The following is a 22,724-nucleotide window of genomic DNA, read 5'->3' on the forward strand; positions in this document are numbered from 1 at the left end:
GGCTCCTTCATCTCCGGCCGGCATTCTTGACGCACCGAGTCGCTGCCGGTAAGCGCGATAGGAACTCTTCGCGCCTCCGGCGCATCCCCTCCTCGATCACGGAGAAGCGACGATGATCAAGGCATATGTGGTCGACGGCGACCGGCTGCGCACGGTGGACGATCTGGAGCATCACAAGGCTGCCGTCGTGTGGGCCGACCTCCTCTCCCCCACCAGGGAGGAGGAGATCGCCATCGAACAGATGCTCGGCGTCAGCGTTCCCACCCGCGAGGAGATGGAAGAGATCGAGATTTCGTCGCGCCTCTATACAGAGGACGGCGCCATCTTCATGACCGCGACGCTGCCCGCCCAGACCGATGGCGAGCACCCCTTGATGTCGCCGGTCACCTTCGTGCTCGCGGGCAACAGGCTCGTCACGGTACGCTATCACGAGCCGCGCGCTTTCCTCACCTTTCCCATGCGCGCCGAGAAGAGCGCCATGGGCTGCACCACAGGCGAAGCCATACTGATCAACCTGCTGGAGGCGATCGTGGACCGCCTCGCGGACGTCCTGGAACGTATCGGCCACGACATTGACGGCATCTCGCGCAGCATCTTCCAGCCGAGTTCCGACAAACCGTCCAAGCGCGACCGCGACTTCCGCAAGGTGTTCCAGACCATCGGCCGCAAGGAGGAACTGACCTCCAGCATCCGCGAAAGCCTGATGACCCTGCAGCGCCTGTCGGGCTTCCTGGGCAACGTCATGTTGCAGAGCAAGAACAAGGACCTGCGCGCCCGCACCAAGACCCTGTCGCGCGACGTCGCCTCGCTCACCGATCACGCCTCGTTCCTGTCCAACAAGATCGTGTTCCTGCTCGACGCCACGCTCGGCATGGTCAACATCGAGCAGAGCGCCATCATCAAGATCTTTTCCGTGGCAGCGGTAATCTTCCTGCCGCCCACGGTCGTCGCCTCCATCTACGGCATGAACTTCGACATCATGCCCGAGCTGAAATGGAGCTTCGGCTATCCCTTCGCCTTGTTCCTGATGGTGCTGTCGGCCGTGCTGCCGTACCTCTACTTCAAGCGGCGTGGCTGGCTGTAGCAATCGGTAGCGCCCTGTGGCTCCCCGCCAGCGCCTTGCCTGGGGCGGATGCAGCGGCCACAATAGAAGTTCAAGCGTGAACAGGATTCTGGCATGAACGGCAAGAAATGGGCCTATGAGGATTTTGCGGAAGGCGCCTCGATCACCCTCGGCTCCAAGCAGGTCACGGCCGCCGAAATCATCGAATTTGCCAGCGAGTTCGACGCCCAGCCCATGCATCTGGACGAGGAGGCCGGCAAGGCCAGCATACTAGGCGGTCTTTCGGCCTCAGGCTGGCACACATGCGCGATGTTCATGCGGATGATGTGCGATGCCTTCCTGCTCGACTCCACCTCCCAGGGCGCTCCCGGGATCGAATATGTACGCTGGAAAAAGCCCGTGCTCGCCGGCGACACGCTGACCGGCCGCAGCACAGTGGTCGGCAAGCGCCTGTCCAAAACGCGGCCTCAGCTCGGCTTCGTCACCTGCCGCCACGAGCTCTTCAACCAGAAGGGCGAGGCAGTGTTTGAACTGGAAAACACCGGCATGTTCCTGACACGCGAGGGCGCGGCATGACGCTCGACGAGTTCTTCGACATCGGCGTCACCGTCACGCTCGGCTCGCACACCTTCACGGCCGAGGCCATCAAGACATTCGCGGCGAAATACGACCCGCAGCCCTTCCACCTCGATGAGGAGAAGGCGCGCGGCAGCGTCTTCGGCCGCCTCTGCGCTTCGGGCTGGCACACCACGGCAACGTGGATGCGCTACAACCTTGCTCAGCAGGAGGAAGGCGGAAAGCACTGGCCGGGCCCCGGCCCCGCGCCTGAATTCGGCCCCTCGCCCGGCTTCAAGAACCTGAAATGGCTGAAGCCGGTCTATGCCGGCGAAACCATCACCTTCACGCGCACGGGGCTGAGCCACCGGCCCATCGCCAGCCGCCCCGGCTGGCGATTGCTGACGCTGCGGGCGGAAGCCTTCGATGCCACCGGCGACAAGGTGCTGGAATTCGAAAGCGCGGTGCTGGTCAAGGCCGACTAACCGCACCTCTAGCCGCTCTCAATGGCGGCGGGCCAGCCATATGCCGCTCACCCGCTCCCGGCCCCCCTGGTGGCTGTGAAGAGGCCGGCGGGGCAAACTCAGCTGCAAGCGGCTTGGAATTCGTAACCGACCATTCTGGCCAGGATTGCGTCCGTGCGGCCTACGAATGGGACGCCGCCGGCCAGGGAAGCGGCACATCCGGCTTCCCGTTCGCTTCAATGCCCCTCGAAGGCGATCAGCGTATGCACTGGCACGTCCAGCGCTTCCAGCTTGGCGCGGCCGCCCAGTTCGGGCAGGTCGATGATAAAGCAGGCCGCGACGATCTCCGCCCCCATCTGGCGCAGCAGCTTTGCAGCGCCTTCCGCGGTGCCGCCGGTGGCGATCAGGTCGTCCACAAGGATCACCTTCTCGCCCGGCTGCACGGCATCCTTGTGCATCTCCATCTCGTCCAGCCCGTATTCGAGGCTGTAGGCGATGCTCACGGTCTCGTGCGGCAGCTTGCCTTTCTTGCGGATCGGCACGAAGCCGGCCGAAAGCTGGTGGGCGATCGCCCCGCCGAGGATGAAGCCGCGCGCCTCGATACCGGCGATCTTGTCGATCTTGGAGCCGGCGAAGGGATGCACCAGCTCGTCGATGGCCCGCCGGAAGGCGCGCGCATTGCCCAGCAACGTGGTGATATCGCGGAACATCACACCGGGCCTCGGATAGTCCGGAATGTTGCGGATCGCTGAAAGCAGCGTGTCTTCGAGGGAAGGCTTCATGGGGCGTTTTTTTCCGTTACCAGCTAGTTTTGCAGCGGCCCGCGTCAAAAGAAAAGGGCGCCGCGGCGCCCTTCTCAAACAATCCGCCGCAGCGGCCATTCATGGTCAGTGCGCGACGTTGGCCCAGACCTTGCGCTTGGTCACATAGACCAGAGCGCCGAACAGCAGCAGGAACACCATGACCTGGAAACCGGTCCGCTTGCGCGCCTCCAGGTGCGGCTCGGCAGCCCACATCAGGAAGGCCGATACGTCACGCGAATACTGATCCACGGTCTGGGGCGAGCCGTCGTCGTAGGTCACCTGGTCGTCGGAGATCGGCTTGGCCATGGCCAGCGACTTGCCGCCGATGAAGAACGGGTTGTAGTGCGTGCCTTCGGCAATTTCCATGCCCGCCGGCGGCTCGTGGTCGTAGCCCGTGAGCAGCGCGTGGATGTAGTCCGGACCGCCTTCGGCATACTGGGTGAAGATGTCGAAGACAAAGGTCGGGAAGCCACGCTCCACGCCGCGCGCCTTGGCGATGAGCGAGAAGTCCGGCGGCGCGGCACCGTTGTTGGCAGCAGCCGCAGCGGCCTCGTTCGCGAACGGCGACGGGAAGTGGTCGTTCGGCGTGGCCTTGCGGGTGAACATCTCGCCATCCGCGTTCGGGCCGTCCTGGACCTCGTATTCGGCGGCGAAGGCTTTCACCTGTGCCTCGGTGTATCCCAGATCCTGCAGCGTGCGGAACGCGACCAGGTTCATCGAGTGACAGGCCGAGCAGACTTCCTTGTAGACCTTCAGGCCGCGCTGCAGCTGGGCCTTGTCGTACTGGCCGAACGGACCGGAGAAGGTCCACTTCTCCTGCGTCGGCTTCATGATCGGGAAGTGGGTCGGCTCTGCCGCGTTGTGAGCTTCCTCGGCGGCGAGGGCGGCACCGAACGTGCCGGCCATGACCAGACCGAAAGCAGCCAATCCGTTGAGAATCTTCTTCATGCGGATATCCCTCTCAAGATTCTCGCTTAGCCTTTGGTTTCCGGCGATGCGGTCGCACCTGCGGGGTGAACCGAAGCACCGCCCTTGTTCTTCTCGAGCACGGCTTCGGTGATCGAGTTCGGCAGGCGCCGAGGGGTCTCGATCAGGCCGAGCACCGGCATGATGACCAGGAAGAACGCGAAGTAGTACAGGGTCGACGCCTGGGCCAGTGCCACATAGACGCCTTCCGCCGGACGCGAGCCGAGCCAGCCAAGGAAGATGGCGTTGGCAACGAAGATCCAGAAGAAGAGCTTGTACCAGGGGCGATAGGCCGCCGAGCGAACCTTCGAGGTGTCGAGCCACGGCACGAAGAACAGCACCGCGATCGAGCCGAACATGGCCAGCACGCCGCCGAGCTTGGAGTCGATCGGGCCGATGTTGAAGGTGATGGCGCGCAGGATCGCGTAGAACGGCAGGTAATACCATTCAGGCACGATGTGGGCCGGCGTCTTCAGCGAGTTCGCCTGGATGTAGTTGTCCGGGTGACCCAGATAGTTCGGGATATAGAAGACGAAGTAGGCGAACACGAGCAGGAACACGATCATGCCGAAAGCGTCCTTGATGGTCGCATAGGGCGTGAACGGAACAACGTCGGTCTTCGACTTCACCTCGATGCCGGTCGGGTTGGTCTGGCCAACCACGTGCAGCGCCCAGACGTGCAGCACCACGACGCCGGCGATCATGAACGGCAGCAGGTAGTGCAGCGCGAAGAAGCGGTTCAGCGTCGGGTTGTCCACGGCGAAGCCGCCGAGCAGCAACTGCTGGATCCAGTCACCCACCAGCGGAATGGCGGTGAAGAAACCGGTGATCACGGTCGCGCCCCAGAAGCTCATCTGGCCCCACGGCAGCACGTAGCCCATGAAGCCCGTGGCCATCATCAGCAGATAGATGATGCAGCCGAGGATCCACAGCAGCTCGCGCGGAGCCTTGTAGGAACCGTAATAGAGGCCGCGCATGATGTGCACATAGACGGCGATGAAGAACATCGAGGCGCCATTGGCGTGCAGATAGCGCAGCAGCCAGCCCGAGTTCACGTCGCGCATGATCTTTTCGACCGACTGGAACGCAAGCGTCGTGTCGGACACGTAGTGCATGGCCAGCACGATGCCGGTGAGGATCTGCGCCGCCAGCATCAGCGAAAGAATGCCGCCGAAGGTGTAGGCGTAGTTCAGGTTGCGCGGAACCGGATAGGAAACGAAGGAATCGTGAACGAGGCGCGGCAAGGGCATGCGCGCATCAACCCAGCGTCCGATGCCTGTCTTAGGCGAATATGTCGAGTGTCCACCGCTCATGGAAATAAGCCCCTTATGCCATCAGCCGATGCGGATGGTGGTGTCGGAAATAAACGAGAACACCGGCACAGCCATGTTCTCCGGCGCCGGACCCTTGCGGATGCGGCCGGCCGTGTCGTAGTGCGATCCGTGGCACGGGCAGAACCAGCCGCCGAAATCGCCCTGCTGGCCGAGCGGCACGCAGCCCAGATGGGTGCACACGCCGACCATGACCAGCCAGTTTTCCTTTTCCTTGCCGGCCGAACGGTCCACGTCGGTCGCCTTCGCGTCGGAAGGAAGGTTGGCGTTGCGCGCCACCGGGTCCTTCAGCTCGCCAAGCGGCACATCCTGCGCGGCCTTGATTTCTTCCGGCGTGCGGTTGCGGATGAACACCGGCTTGCCGCGCCACTTGACCGTCAGAGACATGCCCGGCGTCAGCGAAGACACGTCAACCTCGATGGACGACGCGGCAAGCGTCGATGCATCGGGACGCATCTGGTCGATAAAGGGCCAGGCGACAGCCGCCGCACCCACGACACCGGCCATGCCGGTCGCCACATAGAGAAAGTCACGACGGGTTGGGTCGATCGTATCGTTTGCGCTCACGGGAATATGATCCTTTCGCCTTACCCTCACCGGCGGCAGAGCCTGTCCCCCGCTCATTGTCGACAGCCCGGCCCGCACAGCGGAACAGGCTGACGAAGTCCTCCGGCATTCGAAATCGGTTTATGCGTGAACCCCGCTCTTGTCCAGACAGGACAACGGGGAGAGGGCAGATTGTCGCGGGTGGCTGTGAAAAGCCTGTGGGGAGGGCGAAAATCCGCACTTTCTAGCTTCGCGGCGGGCCCGCGAGCCCGGTTTTCGCCGGCATTGTTCCTTCATGTGGACCCGGCCTCAGGAGGCGCCGAGCCGCACCAGAACCTCCCGCGGAATCGCATAGTCGCGGATCGCATCATCGTGGCGGCGCAGGCCGCACAGCTCGCGCTGGATGAAATATGCCTGCACCGATTCGGCCGCGGCCTTGAGCAGTCGGGCGCGTTCCTCTGCGTCGCCCTTGTGCTCGCGCAGCCGCTCCAGCGCCTCTTCGGCGCGCCGGCCGGCGCGACCGAGCGAAACGGCCATTTCGGCCAACAACTCGATGTCCAGCACATTCGGCCCGGGATCCTGCGCGGTCGAAAGTCGCTTGGGCGGGCGCAGTGCCATGGACGGCGTCCTATTCCGCGGCCACCCGGTCGCCCAGGAAACCGCCCGACTGGCGCTTCCAGAGCTGCGCATAGAGTCCCCCGCGCGCCAGCAGTTGCTCGTGCGTCCCCTCCTCCACGATCTTGCCGCCATCGATGACGATCAGTCGGTCGAGCGCTGCGATGGTGGAAAGCCGGTGCGCAATGGCGATCACCGTCTTGCCCTCCATCATGCGGTAGAGATTGTCCTGGATCGCCGCCTCCACTTCCGAATCGAGCGCCGAAGTGGCCTCGTCCAGAACCAGGATCGGCGCGTCCTTCAGCATCATCCGCGCAATCGCCACGCGCTGGCGCTGGCCGCCGGAAAGCTTCACCCCACGCTCACCCACATGGGCGTCATAGCCGCGCCGGTCCTTGAGGTCGGAAACGCCGGTGATGAAATCATGCGCGGCCGCCCTTTCCGCCGCGTCCTCGATCTCGGCCTGGGTGGCCCCTTCCCTGCCGTAGCCGATATTGTCGCGGATGGAGCGGTGCATCAGCATCGCCTCCTGGCTGACCACGCCGAACTGCGCGCGCAGCGAAGCCTGCGTCACCTCGCGCACGTCGTGGCCATCCACCAATATGCGCCCCTTCTCGACATCGAACAGGCGCAACAGCAGGTTGACCATTGTGGTCTTGCCGGCACCCGAAGGCCCCACCAGCGCTACGCGCTCGCCGGGCCGGATATGCAGGTTCAGATCGTCGATGATCCCCTCGTCCGCACCGTAGTGGAACGAAACGTTCTCGAAGCGGATGTCGCCCTTGGCGCGCGGCATTGCGATTGCATCGGCCGCGTCGCGGATCGCCGGCCTCACCGAGATGGTGCCTGTCGCATCCTGGATCGTGGCATAGGAGCGGATCAGCCCGTTGATGTTGAACATCATCCAGCCCGACATCTGGTTGAGCCGGAAGACAAGCCCGAGTGCGGATGCGATTGCGCCCGAGGTGATGCCGCCACCGGTCCATTTATAGATGCAGAGCGCGGCGATGGAGGCCATCATGACGCCATTGGTCATAGCCACCGCCGCGCGCACCGTGGTGATCGCCCGCGTGAGCCGGATGACGGCTCGATAAAGCGTCTCCATGCCCTCGCGCACGAAGGCATGCTCGCGCCGGCCGCTGTCATAGAGTTTTACAGCGACGATGTTGGTGAAGGCGTCGACCATGCGGCCGTTGAAGATGGAGCGCTGGTCCGCCGCTGCCCGCCCGGCCTGTCGCATCTCCGGCAGCAGGAAGCGCACGATCGCCACATAGGCCGCGAACCAGACGATGATCACCACACCCATCCACGGGTCCAGCGTCATCAGGATCGTGGTGGTCAGCACCACGAAGGTCAGGAAGGACCACATCGTCTGCAGCACGTTGACGATGAAGTCGCCCACCGCCTCGCCGCCCTGCATGATCTTGGTGGCGATGCGGCCGGCGAAATCGTTCTGGTAGAAGCCGTAGGGCTGCTCGATGACGCGGCGGAAGGATTGCCAGCGCACCATGGAGAAGAAGCCCGGCACGATCACCTGCTGCTCGGCCACGCCCGAGGCCACCATCACCGCGGTCCGCACCACCACGAGCAGCAGCAACAGGCCGGCAAGCTGCGGCCAATGGTCGGCCAGAAGCCGCTGCGGGGAAGAGGAATCGAGAATGTCGATCAGCCAGCCGATCGACCAGTAGAGCGCCGCGTCCACGGCGCCGGCCAGGCCGCCGACGATCAGAAGCAACAGCAGCGGCCCCTTCGCCTGCATGGCGAAATAGAGGATGAAGCGCCAGGCGCTGCTGGGCAGGACCTCGCGGTCCGTATCCTGAAACGGGTCGATCCAACCCTCGACCCGTTGCCACAGCTTCTCGCGCAACCCGTTCTCCTTCATTCAAGCCGGCCTTGCCGCCCCGCAAGCGGCGCCGGGTGCATGCCGCGCGCCGCTCCACCAATATAGGTGCTCGCAGCGGGAAAACATGCCGGCCAACATGGGCGGAATGACGATGCTTCCTCGCTGACGCAAACGCATCCTCATTCGGCGGCGAGTTCCTTTCCGACCGCCGCTCCGTCGACTTCCTCCGGCAGGAAGCCGCCGGACTGGCGCATCCACAACTGCGCGTAAAGCCCGCCGCGCGCGACAAGTTCCTCGTGCGTGCCTTCCTCGATGATGCGGCCCTTGTCCATCACGACGAGGCGATCCATGGCCGCGATGGTGGAAAGCCGGTGGGCAATGGCAATCACCGTCTTGCCCTCCATCAGCCGGTAGAGGTTTTCCTGGATCGCCGCCTCCACCTCGGAGTCCAGCGCCGAGGTCGCCTCGTCAAGGATCAGGATCGGCGCATCCTTGAGCATGACGCGGGCGATCGCGATGCGCTGGCGCTGGCCGCCCGACAGCTTCACGCCGCGCTCGCCGACATGCGCCTCATAGCCCGTGCGGCCCTTGGCGTCGGCCAGCGTCGCGATGAAGTCTTCGGCGGAAGCACGCCGGGCGGCCTCCAGCATGGCCTCGTCGCCCGCATCCGGCCGGCCGTAGAGGATATTCTCGCGCACCGAGCGGTGCAGCAGCGAGGTATCCTGCGTGACCATGCCGATCTCAGCACGCAGCGAATCCTGCGCCACCGCGGAAATATCCTGCCCGTCGATGGTGATGCGGCCGCTTTCGAGGTCGTAGAAGCGCAGAAGCAGGTTGACCAGCGTCGACTTGCCCGCGCCCGAACGCCCGACCAGCCCCACCTTTTCGCCGGGCCGGATCGTCAGCGACAGGTTCTCGATGATGCCCTTGCCCTTGCCGTAGTGGAACCCGATCTTGTCGAACTCGATCTCGCCCCTAGGCACCGTGAGCTCGGGCGCATTGGGCTTGTCCTCCACCAGCCGCGGCAACGAAATGGAGGTGATGCCGTCCTGCACCGTGCCGATGTTCTCGAACAGGCCGGACACCTCCCACATGATCCACTGCGACATGCCCCACAGCCGCAGCACCAGGCCGATCGCCACCGCCACAGCGCCGATGGTGACGACCTCGCCGAGCCACAGCTTGATCGAAAGCGCGCCGACCGACAGGAGCAGCAGCGAGTTGAGCGCATAGACGACTATGTAGAACTGCGTGATCAGCCGCCCCTGCGCGTAGGCGGTCTGCATGAAATCGCTCATGCCCTCGCGTGCATAATCGGCCTCGCGCCGGGCGTGGGAAAACAGCTTTACCGTCTGGATGTTTGTATAGCTGTCGACGATGCGCCCGGTCATCAGCGAGCGGGCATCGGCCTGCGCTGCCCCAACCTTGCCGAGCCGCGGCACGAAGAAGCGCAGCGCGACCAGATAGCAGCCCAGCCACACCAGCAGCGGCGTCACCAGCCGCCAATCGGCCGAACCGACGATCACCAGCACGCCCAGGAAATAGACGGTCACATAGTTCAGCACCTCGACGAACTTGATGACCGTTTCGCGCACCGCCAGCGCCGTCTGCATCAGCTTGGTGGCGATGCGGCCGGCGAACTCGTCCTGGTAGAAGGTCATCGACTGGTTGAGCAGGTAGCGATGCACCTGCCAGCGGATGCGCATCGGATAGTTGCCGAACATCGTCTGGTAGGTGTTGAGCGAGGACAGCGCCACCGTCGCCGGCAAGACGAAGGCGACGACCAGCACCATGCCCGCGAGCTTCCACCACTCCGTCTGCAGGAAAGTCTCGCGGTCGTGCGCCGACAGCCAGTCAACGATGTTGCCGAGGAAGCCGAACATCCAGACTTCCATGATGGCGATCAGCGCCATGGTAATCGCCGCGACAAGCACGAAGGGCCAGGCCGGCTTGGTGAAATGCCAGCAGAACCCAACCAGCGTGCGCGGCGGCTCGACCGGCTTGTCGGCAGGAAACGGATCCAGTCTCTGTTCAAACCAGCGAAACATCTTGATTCTCTTCACGTTCGGGTCATGCGGCGTGCTGCAGCGGGCGCTCGCATGCGTCTTCTTGCATCTCTTCGCCGGTCGAAGCGGAATCGCCAGGGGCGGCGATTCCGGCCTGACCAGTGTAATATGGTTGCGCCTTCGCGCCGACCCCATCGCACGCCGTTCCTGACACTGTCATGTCAGGCGTCGCTGTCGGCACAGCCGGCCGGGCAAAGGCACGCAGCCAGTCGATCAGCCGCCGGATCGGCGAGCGATAGCCTGGATCGGGGCCAGCGCCCGACAAATCGATGTCGGGCAGGCTGCCGCGCCGTCGCCGCCCTTCGGATGGCAGCTCCAGCGGCACGCGCGCGCCGATGGCCAGCGCCCAGGCGGCAAGCTTGCGCTCATGCAGGCTGGTGCCGCTGCTCAGCCGGCGCGCAATTCGGGAGGGCAGTTCAGACGGGGCCTTGCGCCCCTTGGCAAACCGATAAAACATCGCAGGATTCCTTCGGGAACGGAGAAGAAGTTCCGGCGGAAATCGAGACGATGCTGCTTTGAAATGTCAGATGGTGCTAAAGCGTCGAACCGAAACCGCCGTCAGGCCTTATGGCCGCGGGTTGGGAGCAAGAAGACACGTGGATGCATGCATTCCTCCCTCGGTTCGAGTTGACAATGCGGGCTCTATAGCCCCTTTCGGCGGCAAACACCATGCCGGCCAAGTAAATTTCGGTGACGAAAATGAAACAGTTGCCTGCAAGCAACAGATCAGCAGAGTAAGATATTGAACGAAGGCATCCGCATCGCGCTCTACCAGCCCGACATCGCCGGCAATACAGGCACCATACTGCGCATGGCCGCGTGTTTTGGCCTCGCCGTCGACATCATCGAGCCGGCCGGCTTCGATCTCTCCGACCGAAACCTGCGCCGGGCCGGAATGGACTATCTCGAAATGGCCGCCCTGACGCGCCATGTCGATTTCGCGGCCTTCGACGCGTGGCGCATGGCGCAAGGGCGCAGGCTGCTGCTGTTCACCACCAGGGGCGCCCTGCCCTACACCGAATTCCGCTATGCCGATGGCGACATAATATTGTTTGGCCGCGAGTCGGCGGGCGTACCCGATCATGTGCACGAACGCGCCGACGCGCGGCTGCTCATCCCCATGCGCGGCGGTGGCCGCAGCCTGAACCTGGCGCTCAGCGCGGCCATGGCCGCCGGCGAGGCGATGCGGCAGCTCGGCTGAAACGTCTTCCACGCCCGCAATCACCGCCAGGCGCGCGATGCGCCGCCCGCGCAGCCTCACCCATCCTGCAATTTCCACCTTTGCGAACATGACTGCATCCTTCGGTTTGCGTGGCGAAGGATGCCTTGCTACAACCTCAACCAAACTTGAGGTCAAGCGGGAAATCGAAGATGGTCAAGGAGCTTTCCGTCGGCGAGGTGGCGCATCGCAGCGGCGTCGCGGTTTCGGCGCTGCATTTCTACGAAACTAAGGGGCTCATCCGCAGCCATCGCACGGCGGGCAACCAGCGCCGCTACGGCGGCGATGTGCTGCGCCGCGTCGCCATCATCCGCGTGGCGCAGGAGGTCGGCATCTCGCTTGCCGACATCGCGGAGGCGCTGGCCACGTTGCCGGACGGCCGCACCCCCACGCGCGACGATTGGCGTGTGCTTTCCGAAGGTTGGGCAGCAGACCTCGACCGCCGCATCGAACAATTGCAGAGACTGCGCGACGGGCTCACCGGCTGCATCGGTTGCGGTTGCATGTCGCTCGACCGCTGCCCGCTGCACAATGCCGGCGACCGCCTTGGCGCCGAGGGGCCTGGCCCGCGACGGCTTTTGGTGGGCGCGGCGCGAAAGGCGGCTAGTCGGACGAAGGGAGCCGCCGTATCGTGAACTCGATCACGTCGCCGGGGCGCTCGTACCAGCTTTCGATTGTCGTCCAGTAGGCCTGTTTCGGCCAGCGCTCGAACCATTCCTTGGCCTTGGCGCGCGCCGCGCCGCGCGGAAGCACGAATGTCTCGCGTAGGAAACCGTCGCGCGGCGTGCGCGCGCGCTCGGCACGGCTCTGTTCCAGCCTCTTCTTCAGGCCATCCAGCGGCGGTCTCGTCGGGGTACGCACGAGGAACTCCTTGACCCAGATCATTTACAGATTAGGGATCACGTCGAGAAAAAACGAGTCATTTGTGCAGCATGCCGCCCGAGGGCCGGCATCGCCAGAACCAGTGGAGACCGCATGGAGCGCCCAGAGATCCCGGCCGGCCTGCCCGCCGACATCGAAGCCAAGAAGGAAACTGCCCGCATCTGGTTCGAGGAACTGCGCGACCGCATCTGCGCCGCCTTCGAGAAACTGGAAGACGATCTATCCGCCACCCAGGCCGCCTCATGGGCCCCCGGCCGCTTCGCGCGCACGCCTTGGCAGCGCGAGGAAGGCAAGGGCGGCGGCGGCGTCATGTCGATGATGCATGGCCGCGTCTTCGAGAAGGTCGGCGTCCACGTCTCCACCGTCTACGGCGAATTCTCGCCCGAGTTCCGCAAGCAGATGCCTGGCGCCGAGGAAGACCCGCGCTTCTGGGCCAGCGGCATCTCGCTCATCGCGCATCCCTGGAACCCCAACGTGCCGGCCGTGCACATGAACACGCGCATGGTGGTCACCTCGCGCCAGTGGTTCGGCGGCGGCGCCGACCTCACCCCCGTGCTCGACCGGCGCCGGACGCAGGAAGATCCCGATACCCAGGCCTTCCACAAGACCTTTGCCTTTACCTGCGGCAAGCACCCCGAAGTCGCCGACTACGCCAAGTTCAAGACCTGGTGCGACGAGTACTTTTTCCTCCCGCACCGCAACGAGGCGCGCGGCATTGGCGGCATCTTCTACGACTGGCTGCACTCGCCCGAAGAGATGGGCGGCTGGGATGCCGATTTCCGCTTCACGCAGGATGTCGGCCGCTCCTTCCTGGTGGTCTATCCGCATCTGGTGCGCAAGAATTTCAGCACCGAATGGTCCGAGGCCGACCGCGAGGAACAGCTCATCCGCCGCGGCCGCTATGTCGAGTTCAACCTGCTCTACGACCGCGGCACCATCTTCGGCCTGAAGACCGGCGGCAACGTCAACTCGATCCTGTCGAGCATGCCGCCGGCGGTGAAGTGGCCGTGAGGCGTTGCATGCGCTAGCCGCGCACATGACGCTTGAACGACATACGCTAAGAGCGCATAATCCGGGAAAATCTCGGGTTGTGGATGAAGATTTCGTTCGATCCGGCAAAGGATGAGAAGACCCGGGTCGAGCGGTGGATTTTCACTCGCGCTTGGCGTGGATGTCATTCGCAACCAGGTAGCCTTGAGATTGGATGATCGTCGCGACTACGGCGAAGATCGCCTGATCTCCTTTGGCTATGTGGAAGAGCGGCTCTTCGTTTGCGTCTACACGGTTCGCGGCGATACCTTGCACATAATATCCGTCCGCAAGGCGAACGACAGGGAGATCAAAAGATATGGTCGACGATCCTGACTTCGCCGACAGCCCCGAATGGGACGAAAGCAACACTCGCCTGCCTGACGCAGCGGCCAAGCTGAAGGCGACCCGAGCCGCTCTCCTGATGAGTCAGGGCGACTTCGCGAATCTCCTCGGCATCCCAGTCGCCACACTGCAGAACTGGGAGCAGCGCAGGACGCATCCCGACCCGGTCGCGAGAACCCTCATCGACCTGATCGCGGACGACCCCCGCGAAATGCGCAAGCGGCTGGAGAAAAGAAGCGCGGCCTGACTGTCGCACTGGCCGTGTCTCGGTCGGCGCCTAGAATGTTGGTTAACTTTTGGCTGACAGTCTCGGCGCATGGCTAAGAAATCCTTTACCGGCACCCTCACCCTGCTCCTCGCCCTCGGCGCGGCTGGCGCCGCCGGGGCACGCGACCTATCTGAATGCGAGCGCAACGGATCGCAGGCCAGAATGGCGGCTTCGAGCACTCAGGAACGCCTGCTCTCGTCGGCCCCCTCGCCGCGGGGCTGTCCCGAGTTGTTGGCCGATGAAAAAAACATCGCGCAGCCTGCAAGTCCCGGCTCGGCTACGACAGCCCTGCCCGCCGACGCCAACGCATCTTCAATCATCCACGCCGACAATTTCACCGTTCTGGTCAAGCGGCCGGAAAACGCCTCCGCCGAGACGCTGGTGCTGCTGCACGGTTCCGGCGGCGACGAGACCACGCTGATGTCGCTCGCATCGCGCATTGCGCCGCGTGCGGTGCTGGTAGGCGTGCGCGGCCGCGTCGTGCAGGACGGCAAGAAGCGCTGGTACCGGCGGTTGACCCCGACCAGCTTCGACCAGCGCGACATCCGCTCGGAAGCCGCCGCCTTTGCCAGCTTCCTCGCCGATGCGGTGAAGAAAAAGGTGCTTAACCTCGATCACACCGTCTTCCTTGGCTATTCCAACGGCGCAAACCTGCTGGCGGCATTGTCGCTGCTGCATCCGGGCCTGATCGAACGCGCGGTTCTGCTGCGGCCGATGCCGGTGCTCGATGCGGTGCCCGACGTCAGCCTCTCCGGCACGCGCTTCCTCGTGGTGGCCGGGGCCTCCGACACCACCTACGCCCCCTTCGCGCCGGCGCTGGAGGCAACCTTGAAGGGCCATGGCGCGGGCCTCGACGCCCGCACCATCAAAGCCGGCCACGGCCTCGGCGACGAGGACGTGAGGATCGTCAGCGAGTGGCTGGGCCTCTCCAATGCGGTTTCGCTGAACTAGCTTCCCCATCAGAGGCTTGGGGCGGAATGTTCGAGCCGGGCCCTCGTGCAAGGCTGGCCCATCAGAATGATTTGATCGAAGGCCGATAAGGGCAGCCCGGCGGCGCTTTGCGTGCTATCATCGCGGTCCGAACAACGATGCGAGGAAAGGAGAAACCGATGAAGGAATTTCAGTGCGGCTCGCTCGTCCCCGGCTGCCAATGGCATACCCGTCACGAAGAAGAAGCTGAAGTCATGCGCCGCGCGGTGGAGCACATGCGCGAAACCCATGGCGAAACCATCATCCGCGAGACGATGATCGAGGCGATCCGCTCCCGCATCGAGAAGGTTCGCGACGCGGCCTGATCCCGAACCGGCTCAGGTCGTCGCCTTCAGGCTCTCTGCGGCGCGTTCGAGGAGTGCGCCGCGTTCCAGCGCAAAACCAGAATCGACCCAGGCGCTTTCGAGCGCTCGCAGCATGTCGCCCATCTTCGGCCCCTTGGCCACGCCGAGCGCTGCAAGGTCTCCGCCATTGACCGGAAACACCGGCCTTTCCCATTTCGCCGAAAAGCCCAGCAGGCGGGAATAGCCGCCGGCCTCCATCATCGCCTTGTCGTCCTCGGCCGCGCGGCCGCGCGCCGAAGCGAGCGCCAGCTTCAGGCGGTCGACAATGCCACCCGGCTCGCCGCGATAGAGCATTTTCGCAAAAGCGCCCTCGCTCATCGCAGGCGCCGGCGCGGAAGCGCCGGCCCACTGCGCCAGCCGCTCGGCTTCAGCGTTGGAAAGCCGGAGCCGTTCCGCCAGTGCGGCCAACCGCGCCGCGTCCGGCGGCACGATCGCCTCCAGCCGCAGCATCGGGTCGGCCGGCCAGCCCAGATCGGCCTCGGTCCGGGCCAGCGCGTGGATGGCGTCGATGCCCCATTTCTCACTTTCCGGCAGAATGCGCGTCAGCACGCCGGCCTGCCGCATCCATAGAAGCGCGCGCGAAGGGTCGGGCGCGGCAAGCAGCTTCTTCAATTCGCTCCACACGCGCTCGGCCGACAGCTGGTCGAGCCCTTCTTTCAGCCGCGCGCACGCCTTCAGCCCCTCCGCGTCAGGTCGGCCCGCGCCATACCAGGCAAAGAAGCGGAAGAAGCGCAGGATGCGCAGAAAGTCCTCGCGGATGCGCGCTTCCGGATCGCCGATGAAACGCAGCATGCGGCTTTCGAGATCGGCAAGCCCCCCGACCAGATCCACCAACTGCCCGTCGGCCTCGGCATAGAGCGCGTTGATGGTGAAGTCGCGCCGCTCGGCATCCGCTTTCCAGTCGCGGCCGAAGCGCACCTTGGCGCGGCGGCCGTCGGTCTCGACATCGGCGCGCAGCGTGGTCACCTCAAACGGCCTGCCGCCAGCAATCACGGTGATCGTGCCGTGGTCGGCCCCCGTCGGCACCGTCTTGAAGCCGGCGGCCTTGGCGCGGCGCGCCGTTTCGTCCGGCTCGGTCGTGGTGGCGATGTCCACATCGGCCACCGGCTGTCCAAGCAGGGCGTTGCGCACCGCCCCGCCGGCGATCCGCGCCTGCTGGCCATCCGCGCTCAGCGCCTTCAGCAGCTTCTGCAGGTCGGCATCGCCCAGCCAGGGCGCCTTGCCGGCAATCGACACGCTGCCGCTCATGCATAAAACCTTTCATAAAGAGTGCGGATGATGCCCGCAGTCACGCCCCAGATGCGCTGCCCGCCATAGGGCATGTCGTAATAGACCCATTTGCGGTTGTCCCACATGCGGCTGCCTTGGTGGTGGTTGGCCGGGTCCATCAGGAAGCGCAGCGGCACCTCGAAGGCGGTGTCCACCTCATGCGCGTTCAGCGTCAGGTGAAAGTCGGGCCGAACGATGCCAAGAACAGGCGCGATGAGGTAGCCACTGCCCGAGACATAGTCGGGCATGCGCCCGATGATCTCGACGCGGTCGGCACCGAGCCCGATTTCCTCAGTCGTCTCGCGCAGTGCCGCAAATTCCGGCGTCGGGTCAGTGGCGTCGATGCGCCCGCCCGGAAACGCCACCTGGCCCGAATGGCTGCGCAGCTTCTCCGCCCGCTTGGTCAGGATCAGGCTCGCCTCGTCGCCATGGTCCACCACGGGAATCAGCACCGCCGCCGCGCGCAGGTTTTCGCGGCGGATCAGATCGCCGAAGCCCGGATTGAAATAGTGGTCGCCATAGTCGTGACTGACATCTTCCGGATGCAGGCGCACCACGCGCTCGCGAAAATCGCGGGCGGAAAACAGCGGTGGGGCGAACCTGTCCATGGCTCAGGCGCTCAGCCGCCGCAGCTTCTCGGCGGTCATGATCGGGAAAACCTCACCCTTCGAGCGCACGGCGAACATCAGCGCGCCGTCGATCTCGATCTCCTCGCCATATTCGACCAGCTCATACATCACCGGCCGCGCCACCAACGCTTCCAGCCGGCCGCGCACCAGCACGTAGGGCTTCAGGCCCCCGGTCTCATCCTCGTCCACGAAGCGCATCGGGCGGTCCGGCCCGGCTTCCACCACGTCGCCCACATTGGTGCGGAAGGTGATGACCTGCCCGTCGCCCTCGCCCGTCACCGTCATCTCCACGGCAACGAAAGGAGCATCCACCACCCGGATGCCCACCTTCTCCACAGGCGTCACCAGATAGGTCTTGCCGTCGGCGTCCTTGCGCAGCACCGTGGAGAAAAGCTGCACCAGCGGCATGCGCCCGATGGGCGTGCCAAGATAGAACCAGGTGCCGTCCTGGCGGATCTCCATGTCGAGGTCGCCACAGAAGTCCGGATTCCAGCGTTCCACGGGCGGAAGCCCTTGTCCGGCCCGGGTCGCGCGCGAGATAAGTGCCTGAAGACCGGCAGCGTCGCCGACCTTCGTGAGCCCGCCTTCAATATGTGCTTCGTCTTTGGTCATGGTCACGAAATAGTCACTGTTGTTAAGCTTGTCAGCCTTGGTGCGTGATTTAAGTTCATTCATCTGCGCGGCAAAAGTGCTAATCGTGGCCAACGAAACGGCAGCCACCTTCCCGGACAAGTGAGGTTCCAAGCGGCATGAGCGTAGTGATCAAGGACCCCTCGATCGCCAAAAAGGAAATGATCGCGGACGCCGAAAAGGCATTGCGCGACATTTCCAAGATTCGCGACGGCGTCGGCAAGGTCATCTTCGGCCAGGAAAGCGTGATCGAACGCACGCTGGTTGCGCTGCTGGCCGGCGGACACGCCCTGCTGGTCGGCGTGCCGGGCCTGGCCAAGACCAAGCTGGTGGAAACGCTGGGCATCGTGCTCGGCCTCGATTCGCGCCGCGTCCAGTTCACGCCCGACCTGATGCCCTCCGACATTCTCGGCTCCGAGGTGATGGAGCAGGACGAAAGCGGCAAGCGCTCCTTCCGCTTCATTCCGGGCCCGATCTTCGCCCAGCTTCTGATGGCCGACGAGATCAATCGCGCGAGCCCCCGCACGCAGTCGGCGTTGCTGCAGTCCATGCAGGAATATCACGTCACCGTCGCTGGCGCGCGCCACGACCTGCCTGCCCCCTTCCACGTGCTCGCCACCCAGAACCCGCTGGAGCAGGAAGGCACGTATCCGCTCCCGGAAGCCCAGCTCGACCGCTTCCTGATGCAGATCGACATCCACTATCCTGACATCGAAGCCGAGCGGCGCATCCTTCTGGAAACCACCGGCGTCGAGGAGGCCAGGGCCGCCAACGTGCTTTCGCCCGCGCGCCTGCAGGAGATCCAGCGGCTCATCCGTCGCATGCCGGTGCCCGAAAGCGTGGTCGAGGCGATCCTCGATCTGGTGCGCTCGGCGCGGCCGGGCCAGGGTGACGCCGAGACCGACAAGCATGTGGCCTGGGGTCCGGGCCCGCGCGCCAGCCAGGCGCTGACGCTCTGCACCCGCGCCCGCGCGCTTTATGACGGGCGGCTGGCGCCGTCGATCGACGACGTGAAGGCGCTGGCCGAGCCGGTTCTGCAGCACCGCATGGCGCTTACCTTCGCCGCCCGCGCCGAAGGCATGAGCGTGCGCGACGTGGTGGCGCGGCTGGTGAAGGGAATCTGATGGCACGCATCGGCGCGGCCTCGCCTCCTGTCGGTACGAAAGACGCCCTTGCCCGCGCAAGGCAGCGCGCTTTTCTCGTTCCCGACCTGCTGATCGAGGCGCGCCGCGTCGTCAACACCGTTATTTCCGGCTGGCACGGCCGCCGCAAGCGCGGCATCGGCGAGAATTTCTGGCAGTTCCGCCCCTATGTCGAGGGCGAGAGCCTGTCGCGCATCGACTGGCGCCGCTCGGCCCGCGACGACCACATCTATGTGCGCGATCGCGAATGGGAGGCAGCCCATACCGTGTGGCTGTGGGCCGACCCGTCTGCCTCCATGCTCTACCAATCGAGGGCTGCGCATGTTTCCAAGGATTCGCGCGCGCTGGTGCTTATACTCGCGCTGGCCGAGCTTCTGTCGCGCGGCGGCGAACGCATAGCCTGGCCGGGCCTCACCGATCCCTTCACTGCCCGCAACGGCGCCGAGCGGCTGGCGGCCCACCTCACCCATGCCGGCGCGCTTCCGCACCGGCCCGACCTCAGCGCCGTCCGCCGCTTTTCCGACGTCGTCATCGCCAGCGATTTCCTCGATCCGGTCGAGGAAACCAAGGAATGGCTCGACACGCTCGCCCGGCGCGGCGCCCGCGCGCATCTGATCGAGATCGCCGACCCGGTCGAGGAAAGCTTCCCATATTCCGGCCGCACCGAATTTACCGACCCCGAAACCGGTGAAAAGCTCACCGCCGGCCGCGCCGAACAGCTCGGCGCCGACTACCGCCTGCTCTACACCGCCCGCCGCGAAGAGCTTGCCGCCTGGTGCAAGCGCCTGGGCTGGAGCTACACCGTCAACCACACCGACCGTCTCGCCTCCGAGGCGCTGGTGCAGGTGCACATGGCCATGAGCGCCGAAAGCGGCTACGCCTCCGGGGTGCGCGCATGAGTTGGCTGCCGCTCTCCTTCGGCTTCCCGGCCATCCTGTGGGGTCTGCTTGCGCTGCCCGTCATCTGGTGGCTGCTCAGGCTCACCCCGCCCAAGCCGGAGACGGAGGTCTTTCCGCCGCTGAAGATTTTGGCGCGGGTGTTGCGCCGCGAGGAAACGCCTCGCCGCAGCCCGTGGTGGCTCACCCTGCTGCGGCTGCTGATGGCCGCGCTGGTGATCATGGCGCTGGCCGAACCCGTCTTCAACCCGCGTGAGAAGCTGCCGGCTGCCGGCAGCGGGCTGGCGCTGGTGATCGACAATGGCTGGGCATCCGCGCCCGACTGGAACCGCCGGGTCGCCACCGCCGAGCGCCTGATCGACGACGCGGCGGCCGGCGCCCAGCGGATCCTGCTCGCCTTCACCGCCGAGAAGCCCAACGCCGACATCGGCCCATTCGACGCGCGGGCCGCGCGCGACAAGCTGCGCGCCGCCAAGCCGCGCCCGATCCCCACCGATCGTCCCGGCGTCTATGCCCGCGTCGCGGCGGCACTCGACGCCATGCCCGGCGCCAGCATTGCCGTTCTGGCCGACGGCCTGGCCGCAAAGGGCGACGAGGCCGCCTTTGCCACACTTCTGGGCAAGGGTCCGGCCAGCGTCGTCTGGGCGGTGCCCGACCGCATCGCCACAGTGGGCCTGACCAAGGCCGAAAACCAGCTCGACGGCTTTGCGCTCACCGCCGTGCGTCCTTCCTCCGATCCTGCCCCCCGGCAGGTTGGGGCCGGCGCCTTCGACGACAAGGGCCGACGCATCGCCGATGCGGCCATCGCCTTCGGCGCGGGCAAAACCGTCGGCACCGGACTGATGAAGGTTCCCTTCGAGCTGCGCAACGATTTCGCCGCGCTCCGCATCGACGGCGAGAACCATGCGGGTGCAGTGCGCGTGCTGGACGAAAGCTCAAAGCGTCGCCGCGTCGGCCTCATCTCGCAGGCCGAGGCGGACCAGGCGCAGCCGCTCCTGGCGCCGCTCTATTACATACGCCGCGCGCTCTCGCCCTATGCCGATCTGGTCGAGCCGCAAAGCCGCGACCTTGCCGACGCCATCCCGCAGCTTCTGGAACAGAAGCCGGCGATGATCGTCATGGCCGACATCGGCACCGTCCCCGAGCCCGCCCGCCAGAAGCTGGTGGAATGGGTGAACAATGGCGGAATGCTGGTGCGCTTTGCGGGCTCCCGCCTGGCCGCCGCCGGCAATGACGACGACCTGCTGCCGGTGCGCCTGCGCACCGGCGAGCGCTCGCTGGGCGGCGCGCTGTCATGGACCGAGCCGCAGCCGGTCACCGAATTCCCCAAGACCGGACCCTTCTCCGATCTCGCCCCGCCGTCGGAAGTCGCCGTCAGCCGGCAGGTGCTGGCCGAGCCCACCGCCGATCTGGTCGAGCGCACCTGGGCCAACCTTGCCGACGGCACGCCGCTGGTCACCGGCGCGCGGCGCGAAAAGGGCACGATCGTTCTTTTCCACACCGCGCCGGATGCGACATGGTCCAACCTGCCCATCTCCGGCAGCTTCGTGGAAATGCTGCGCCGCCTGGTGCAGATGTCGCGCAACCAGGGCAGCCTTGCCGCCAATGCCGAGGGCCAGGTAGCGTCGCTGGCGCCATATCGCATGATCGCGGCCGATGGTTCGCTGGTGCCTCCGCCCGCAGAGGCGCGGCCGCTCACGGTTGGGCGCGGGGCGGTACCGGTCAGCATAGAGAACCCGCCCGGCCTCTATGGCAGCGAGGACGGCGTGGTCGCGCACAATCTGCTGGCCGCCGACGCAACGCTTGCGCCGCTCGTGCGCCCCCAGATCGCGGCTCCCGTCACCGAAATGCGCTATGCTGTGAACGAATCCCACGACCTCAAGGGACCGCTCGTGGCGGCAGCGCTCGCTCTCATGCTTCTGGACACGCTGGCCGTGTTCTGGCTGGGCGGCATGTTCGCCGGCCGGCGCAGCCGCAACGCCGCGCGCGGCGCCGGCGCCGCGATGGTGCTTCTTGCGGCGGGCGCGCTGTTCTTCGCGTCGGCGCCCCATGCGCGCGCCGACGATTCAAAGCCCGGCGACGAGCAGGCCATAGAGGCCGTTTCGAAGACGCGGCTTGCCTATGTCATCACCGGCGACGCCGCCATCGATTCCATCAGCCGCGCTGGCCTCGACGGCCTTTCCCGCTTCCTGGTGGAAAAGACCGCGCTCGATCCCGGCAAGCCGGCCGGCGTCGATATCGCGCGCGACGAACTGGCCTTCTATCCGCTGATCTACTGGCCGATCGACCCCAAGGCGCCGCTGCCCTCGCAGGAGGCGATCGCGCGCATCGATGCCTATATGCAGCAGGGCGGCACGGTGCTTTTCGACACGCGCGACCAATATGCCAGCGGCATCGACGCCAATTCCACCAGCCCTTCCACGGAAAGGCTGCGCGACATACTGGCCGGACTCAACGTGCCCCCGCTGGAGCCGGTGCCGTCCGATCACGTGCTGACCAAATCCTTCTACATCCTTCCGGAGTTTCCCGGCCGCTTCAACGGCAGTCCGCTCTGGGTCGAGGCATCGCTTGAAGCCGCCAATCCCGAGCATCGCCCGGTGCGAACCGGCGATGGCGTCACCCCCATCATGATCACCGCCAACGATTTCGCCGGCGCCTGGGCCGTCGACGAAAACGGCGACCCGATGTTCCCCACCGTGCCGTCCGATCCGATGCAGCGGCTCTACGCCTATCGCGTCGGGGTCAACATCGTCATGTACATGCTGACGGGCAACTACAAGTCCGACCAGGTCCATGTGCCCGCCCTGCTCGAGAGGCTGGGGCAGTAGC

The 22,724-nt window shown here is 65.2% G+C and carries 25 protein-coding genes; 13 read left to right on the top strand and 12 right to left on the bottom strand.

Annotation, left to right across the window (positions count from 1 at the left end):
* Positions 1–112 precede the first annotated feature (112 nt).
* The 3 genes from corA (at position 113) to AC3A4H_RS22210 (ending at position 2,103) form a co-directional block, all read left to right on the top strand.
* Positions 113–1,084 carry a magnesium/cobalt transporter CorA gene (gene corA, locus AC3A4H_RS22200; RefSeq protein ID WP_487768655.1) on the top strand — a complete coding sequence of 324 codons (972 nt, stop codon included), beginning with the start codon at positions 113–115 and terminating at the stop codon, positions 1,082–1,084.
* Positions 1,085–1,177: 93 nt separating this feature from the next.
* The gene (locus tag AC3A4H_RS22205) at positions 1,178–1,639 is read left to right on the top strand and encodes a MaoC family dehydratase (RefSeq protein WP_487768656.1); all 462 of its coding nucleotides are present in this window, start codon (positions 1,178–1,180) and stop codon (positions 1,637–1,639) included.
* Positions 1,636–2,103 (top strand): MaoC family dehydratase, encoded by a 468-nt coding sequence (locus AC3A4H_RS22210; RefSeq protein ID WP_487768657.1) that lies wholly within the window; start codon positions 1,636–1,638, stop codon positions 2,101–2,103. Before AC3A4H_RS22205 ends, AC3A4H_RS22210 begins: the two co-directional genes overlap by 4 nt.
* A gap of 215 nt (positions 2,104–2,318) precedes the next feature.
* On the opposite strand, the gene AC3A4H_RS22215 is transcribed toward AC3A4H_RS22210, so the two are convergent.
* From AC3A4H_RS22215 to AC3A4H_RS22250, 8 genes are all read right to left on the bottom strand, one after another.
* Positions 2,319–2,864: an adenine phosphoribosyltransferase gene (locus AC3A4H_RS22215; protein ID WP_487768658.1), complete on the bottom strand. Its 546-nt coding sequence runs from the start codon at positions 2,862–2,864 to the stop codon at positions 2,319–2,321.
* Between the two features lie 105 nt (positions 2,865–2,969).
* Positions 2,970–3,833 carry a cytochrome c1 gene (locus AC3A4H_RS22220; RefSeq protein ID WP_487768659.1) on the bottom strand — a complete coding sequence of 288 codons (864 nt, stop codon included), beginning with the start codon at positions 3,831–3,833 and terminating at the stop codon, positions 2,970–2,972.
* A 26-nt stretch (positions 3,834–3,859) separates the two neighbouring features.
* Complete coding sequence (locus AC3A4H_RS22225; protein WP_348777674.1) at positions 3,860–5,164, bottom strand: cytochrome b; 1,305 nt, start codon at positions 5,162–5,164, stop codon at positions 3,860–3,862.
* 21 nt (positions 5,165–5,185) lie between these two features.
* On the bottom strand, positions 5,186–5,749 hold the full coding sequence (petA, locus tag AC3A4H_RS22230; protein ID WP_348777675.1) for a ubiquinol-cytochrome c reductase iron-sulfur subunit: 564 nt from the start codon (positions 5,747–5,749) through the stop codon (positions 5,186–5,188).
* Positions 5,750–6,037: 288 nt separating this feature from the next.
* Positions 6,038–6,346: a DUF6665 family protein gene (locus tag AC3A4H_RS22235; RefSeq protein WP_487768660.1), complete on the bottom strand. Its 309-nt coding sequence runs from the start codon at positions 6,344–6,346 to the stop codon at positions 6,038–6,040.
* Between the two features lie 10 nt (positions 6,347–6,356).
* Entirely contained in the window at positions 6,357–8,225 is a 1,869-nt protein-coding gene (locus tag AC3A4H_RS22240; RefSeq protein ID WP_487768661.1) for an ABC transporter ATP-binding protein, read from the bottom strand.
* A 140-nt stretch (positions 8,226–8,365) separates the two neighbouring features.
* Positions 8,366–10,234 carry an ABC transporter ATP-binding protein gene (locus tag AC3A4H_RS22245; protein WP_487768662.1) on the bottom strand — a complete coding sequence of 623 codons (1,869 nt, stop codon included), beginning with the start codon at positions 10,232–10,234 and terminating at the stop codon, positions 8,366–8,368.
* Between the two features lie 22 nt (positions 10,235–10,256).
* A complete protein-coding gene (locus AC3A4H_RS22250) occupies positions 10,257–10,709 on the bottom strand; it encodes a hypothetical protein (protein ID WP_487768663.1) in 453 nt (150 codons plus the stop codon).
* Between the two features lie 285 nt (positions 10,710–10,994).
* On the opposite strand from AC3A4H_RS22250, the gene AC3A4H_RS22255 reads away from it, so the two are divergent.
* Positions 10,995–11,453 (top strand): tRNA (cytidine(34)-2'-O)-methyltransferase, encoded by a 459-nt coding sequence (locus AC3A4H_RS22255; protein WP_487768664.1) that lies wholly within the window; start codon positions 10,995–10,997, stop codon positions 11,451–11,453.
* Positions 11,454–11,623: 170 nt separating this feature from the next.
* Positions 11,624–12,106 (top strand): redox-sensitive transcriptional activator SoxR, encoded by a 483-nt coding sequence (gene soxR, locus AC3A4H_RS22260; protein ID WP_487768665.1) that lies wholly within the window; start codon positions 11,624–11,626, stop codon positions 12,104–12,106.
* Here the strand turns inward: soxR and AC3A4H_RS22265 are convergent.
* Positions 12,075–12,332 carry a hypothetical protein gene (locus tag AC3A4H_RS22265; protein WP_348777682.1) on the bottom strand — a complete coding sequence of 86 codons (258 nt, stop codon included), beginning with the start codon at positions 12,330–12,332 and terminating at the stop codon, positions 12,075–12,077. The genes soxR and AC3A4H_RS22265 overlap by 32 nt on opposite strands.
* 114 nt (positions 12,333–12,446) lie before the next feature.
* Here AC3A4H_RS22265 and hemF point away from each other — a divergent pair, with 114 nt between their 5' ends.
* From hemF to AC3A4H_RS22290, 5 genes are all read left to right on the top strand, one after another.
* Entirely contained in the window at positions 12,447–13,364 is a 918-nt protein-coding gene (gene hemF / locus AC3A4H_RS22270) for an oxygen-dependent coproporphyrinogen oxidase (RefSeq protein ID WP_487768666.1), read from the top strand.
* 111 nt (positions 13,365–13,475) lie between these two features.
* Positions 13,476–13,718: a BrnT family toxin gene (locus AC3A4H_RS22275; RefSeq protein WP_487768667.1), complete on the top strand. Its 243-nt coding sequence runs from the start codon at positions 13,476–13,478 to the stop codon at positions 13,716–13,718.
* The gene (locus AC3A4H_RS22280; protein WP_487768668.1) at positions 13,702–13,974 is read left to right on the top strand and encodes a helix-turn-helix domain-containing protein; all 273 of its coding nucleotides are present in this window, start codon (positions 13,702–13,704) and stop codon (positions 13,972–13,974) included. Before AC3A4H_RS22275 ends, AC3A4H_RS22280 begins: the two co-directional genes overlap by 17 nt.
* A 69-nt stretch (positions 13,975–14,043) precedes the next feature.
* A complete protein-coding gene (locus tag AC3A4H_RS22285) occupies positions 14,044–14,946 on the top strand; it encodes an alpha/beta hydrolase (protein ID WP_487768669.1) in 903 nt (300 codons plus the stop codon).
* Between the two features lie 158 nt (positions 14,947–15,104).
* Positions 15,105–15,290 (top strand): DUF1059 domain-containing protein, encoded by a 186-nt coding sequence (locus tag AC3A4H_RS22290; protein ID WP_348777687.1) that lies wholly within the window; start codon positions 15,105–15,107, stop codon positions 15,288–15,290.
* Between the two features lie 12 nt (positions 15,291–15,302).
* On the opposite strand, the gene AC3A4H_RS22295 is transcribed toward AC3A4H_RS22290, so the two are convergent.
* From AC3A4H_RS22295 to AC3A4H_RS22305, 3 genes are read right to left on the bottom strand one after another with little or no spacing between them, the layout of a single operon-like run.
* Positions 15,303–16,577 (bottom strand): CCA tRNA nucleotidyltransferase, encoded by a 1,275-nt coding sequence (locus AC3A4H_RS22295; RefSeq protein ID WP_487768670.1) that lies wholly within the window; start codon positions 16,575–16,577, stop codon positions 15,303–15,305.
* Positions 16,574–17,206: a CoA pyrophosphatase gene (locus tag AC3A4H_RS22300; RefSeq protein WP_487768671.1), complete on the bottom strand. Its 633-nt coding sequence runs from the start codon at positions 17,204–17,206 to the stop codon at positions 16,574–16,576. The genes AC3A4H_RS22295 and AC3A4H_RS22300 overlap by 4 nt, the downstream gene beginning before the upstream one ends.
* A gap of 3 nt (positions 17,207–17,209) precedes the next feature.
* Positions 17,210–17,839 carry a DUF1285 domain-containing protein gene (locus AC3A4H_RS22305; protein ID WP_487768680.1) on the bottom strand — a complete coding sequence of 210 codons (630 nt, stop codon included), beginning with the start codon at positions 17,837–17,839 and terminating at the stop codon, positions 17,210–17,212.
* Positions 17,840–17,976: 137 nt separating this feature from the next.
* Here AC3A4H_RS22305 and AC3A4H_RS22310 point away from each other — a divergent pair, with 137 nt between their 5' ends.
* From AC3A4H_RS22310 to AC3A4H_RS22320, 3 genes are read left to right on the top strand one after another with little or no spacing between them, the layout of a single operon-like run.
* Positions 17,977–18,981: an AAA family ATPase gene (locus AC3A4H_RS22310; protein WP_348777690.1), complete on the top strand. Its 1,005-nt coding sequence runs from the start codon at positions 17,977–17,979 to the stop codon at positions 18,979–18,981.
* Entirely contained in the window at positions 18,981–19,898 is a 918-nt protein-coding gene (locus AC3A4H_RS22315; protein ID WP_348777691.1) for a DUF58 domain-containing protein, read from the top strand. The genes AC3A4H_RS22310 and AC3A4H_RS22315 overlap by 1 nt, the downstream gene beginning before the upstream one ends.
* Positions 19,895–22,723 (top strand): DUF4159 domain-containing protein, encoded by a 2,829-nt coding sequence (locus AC3A4H_RS22320; RefSeq protein ID WP_487768672.1) that lies wholly within the window; start codon positions 19,895–19,897, stop codon positions 22,721–22,723. Before AC3A4H_RS22315 ends, AC3A4H_RS22320 begins: the two co-directional genes overlap by 4 nt.
* Position 22,724: the final 1 nt, after the last annotated feature.

It is taken from the genome of Pseudaminobacter sp. Soil_N_29 (assembly GCF_057656055.1).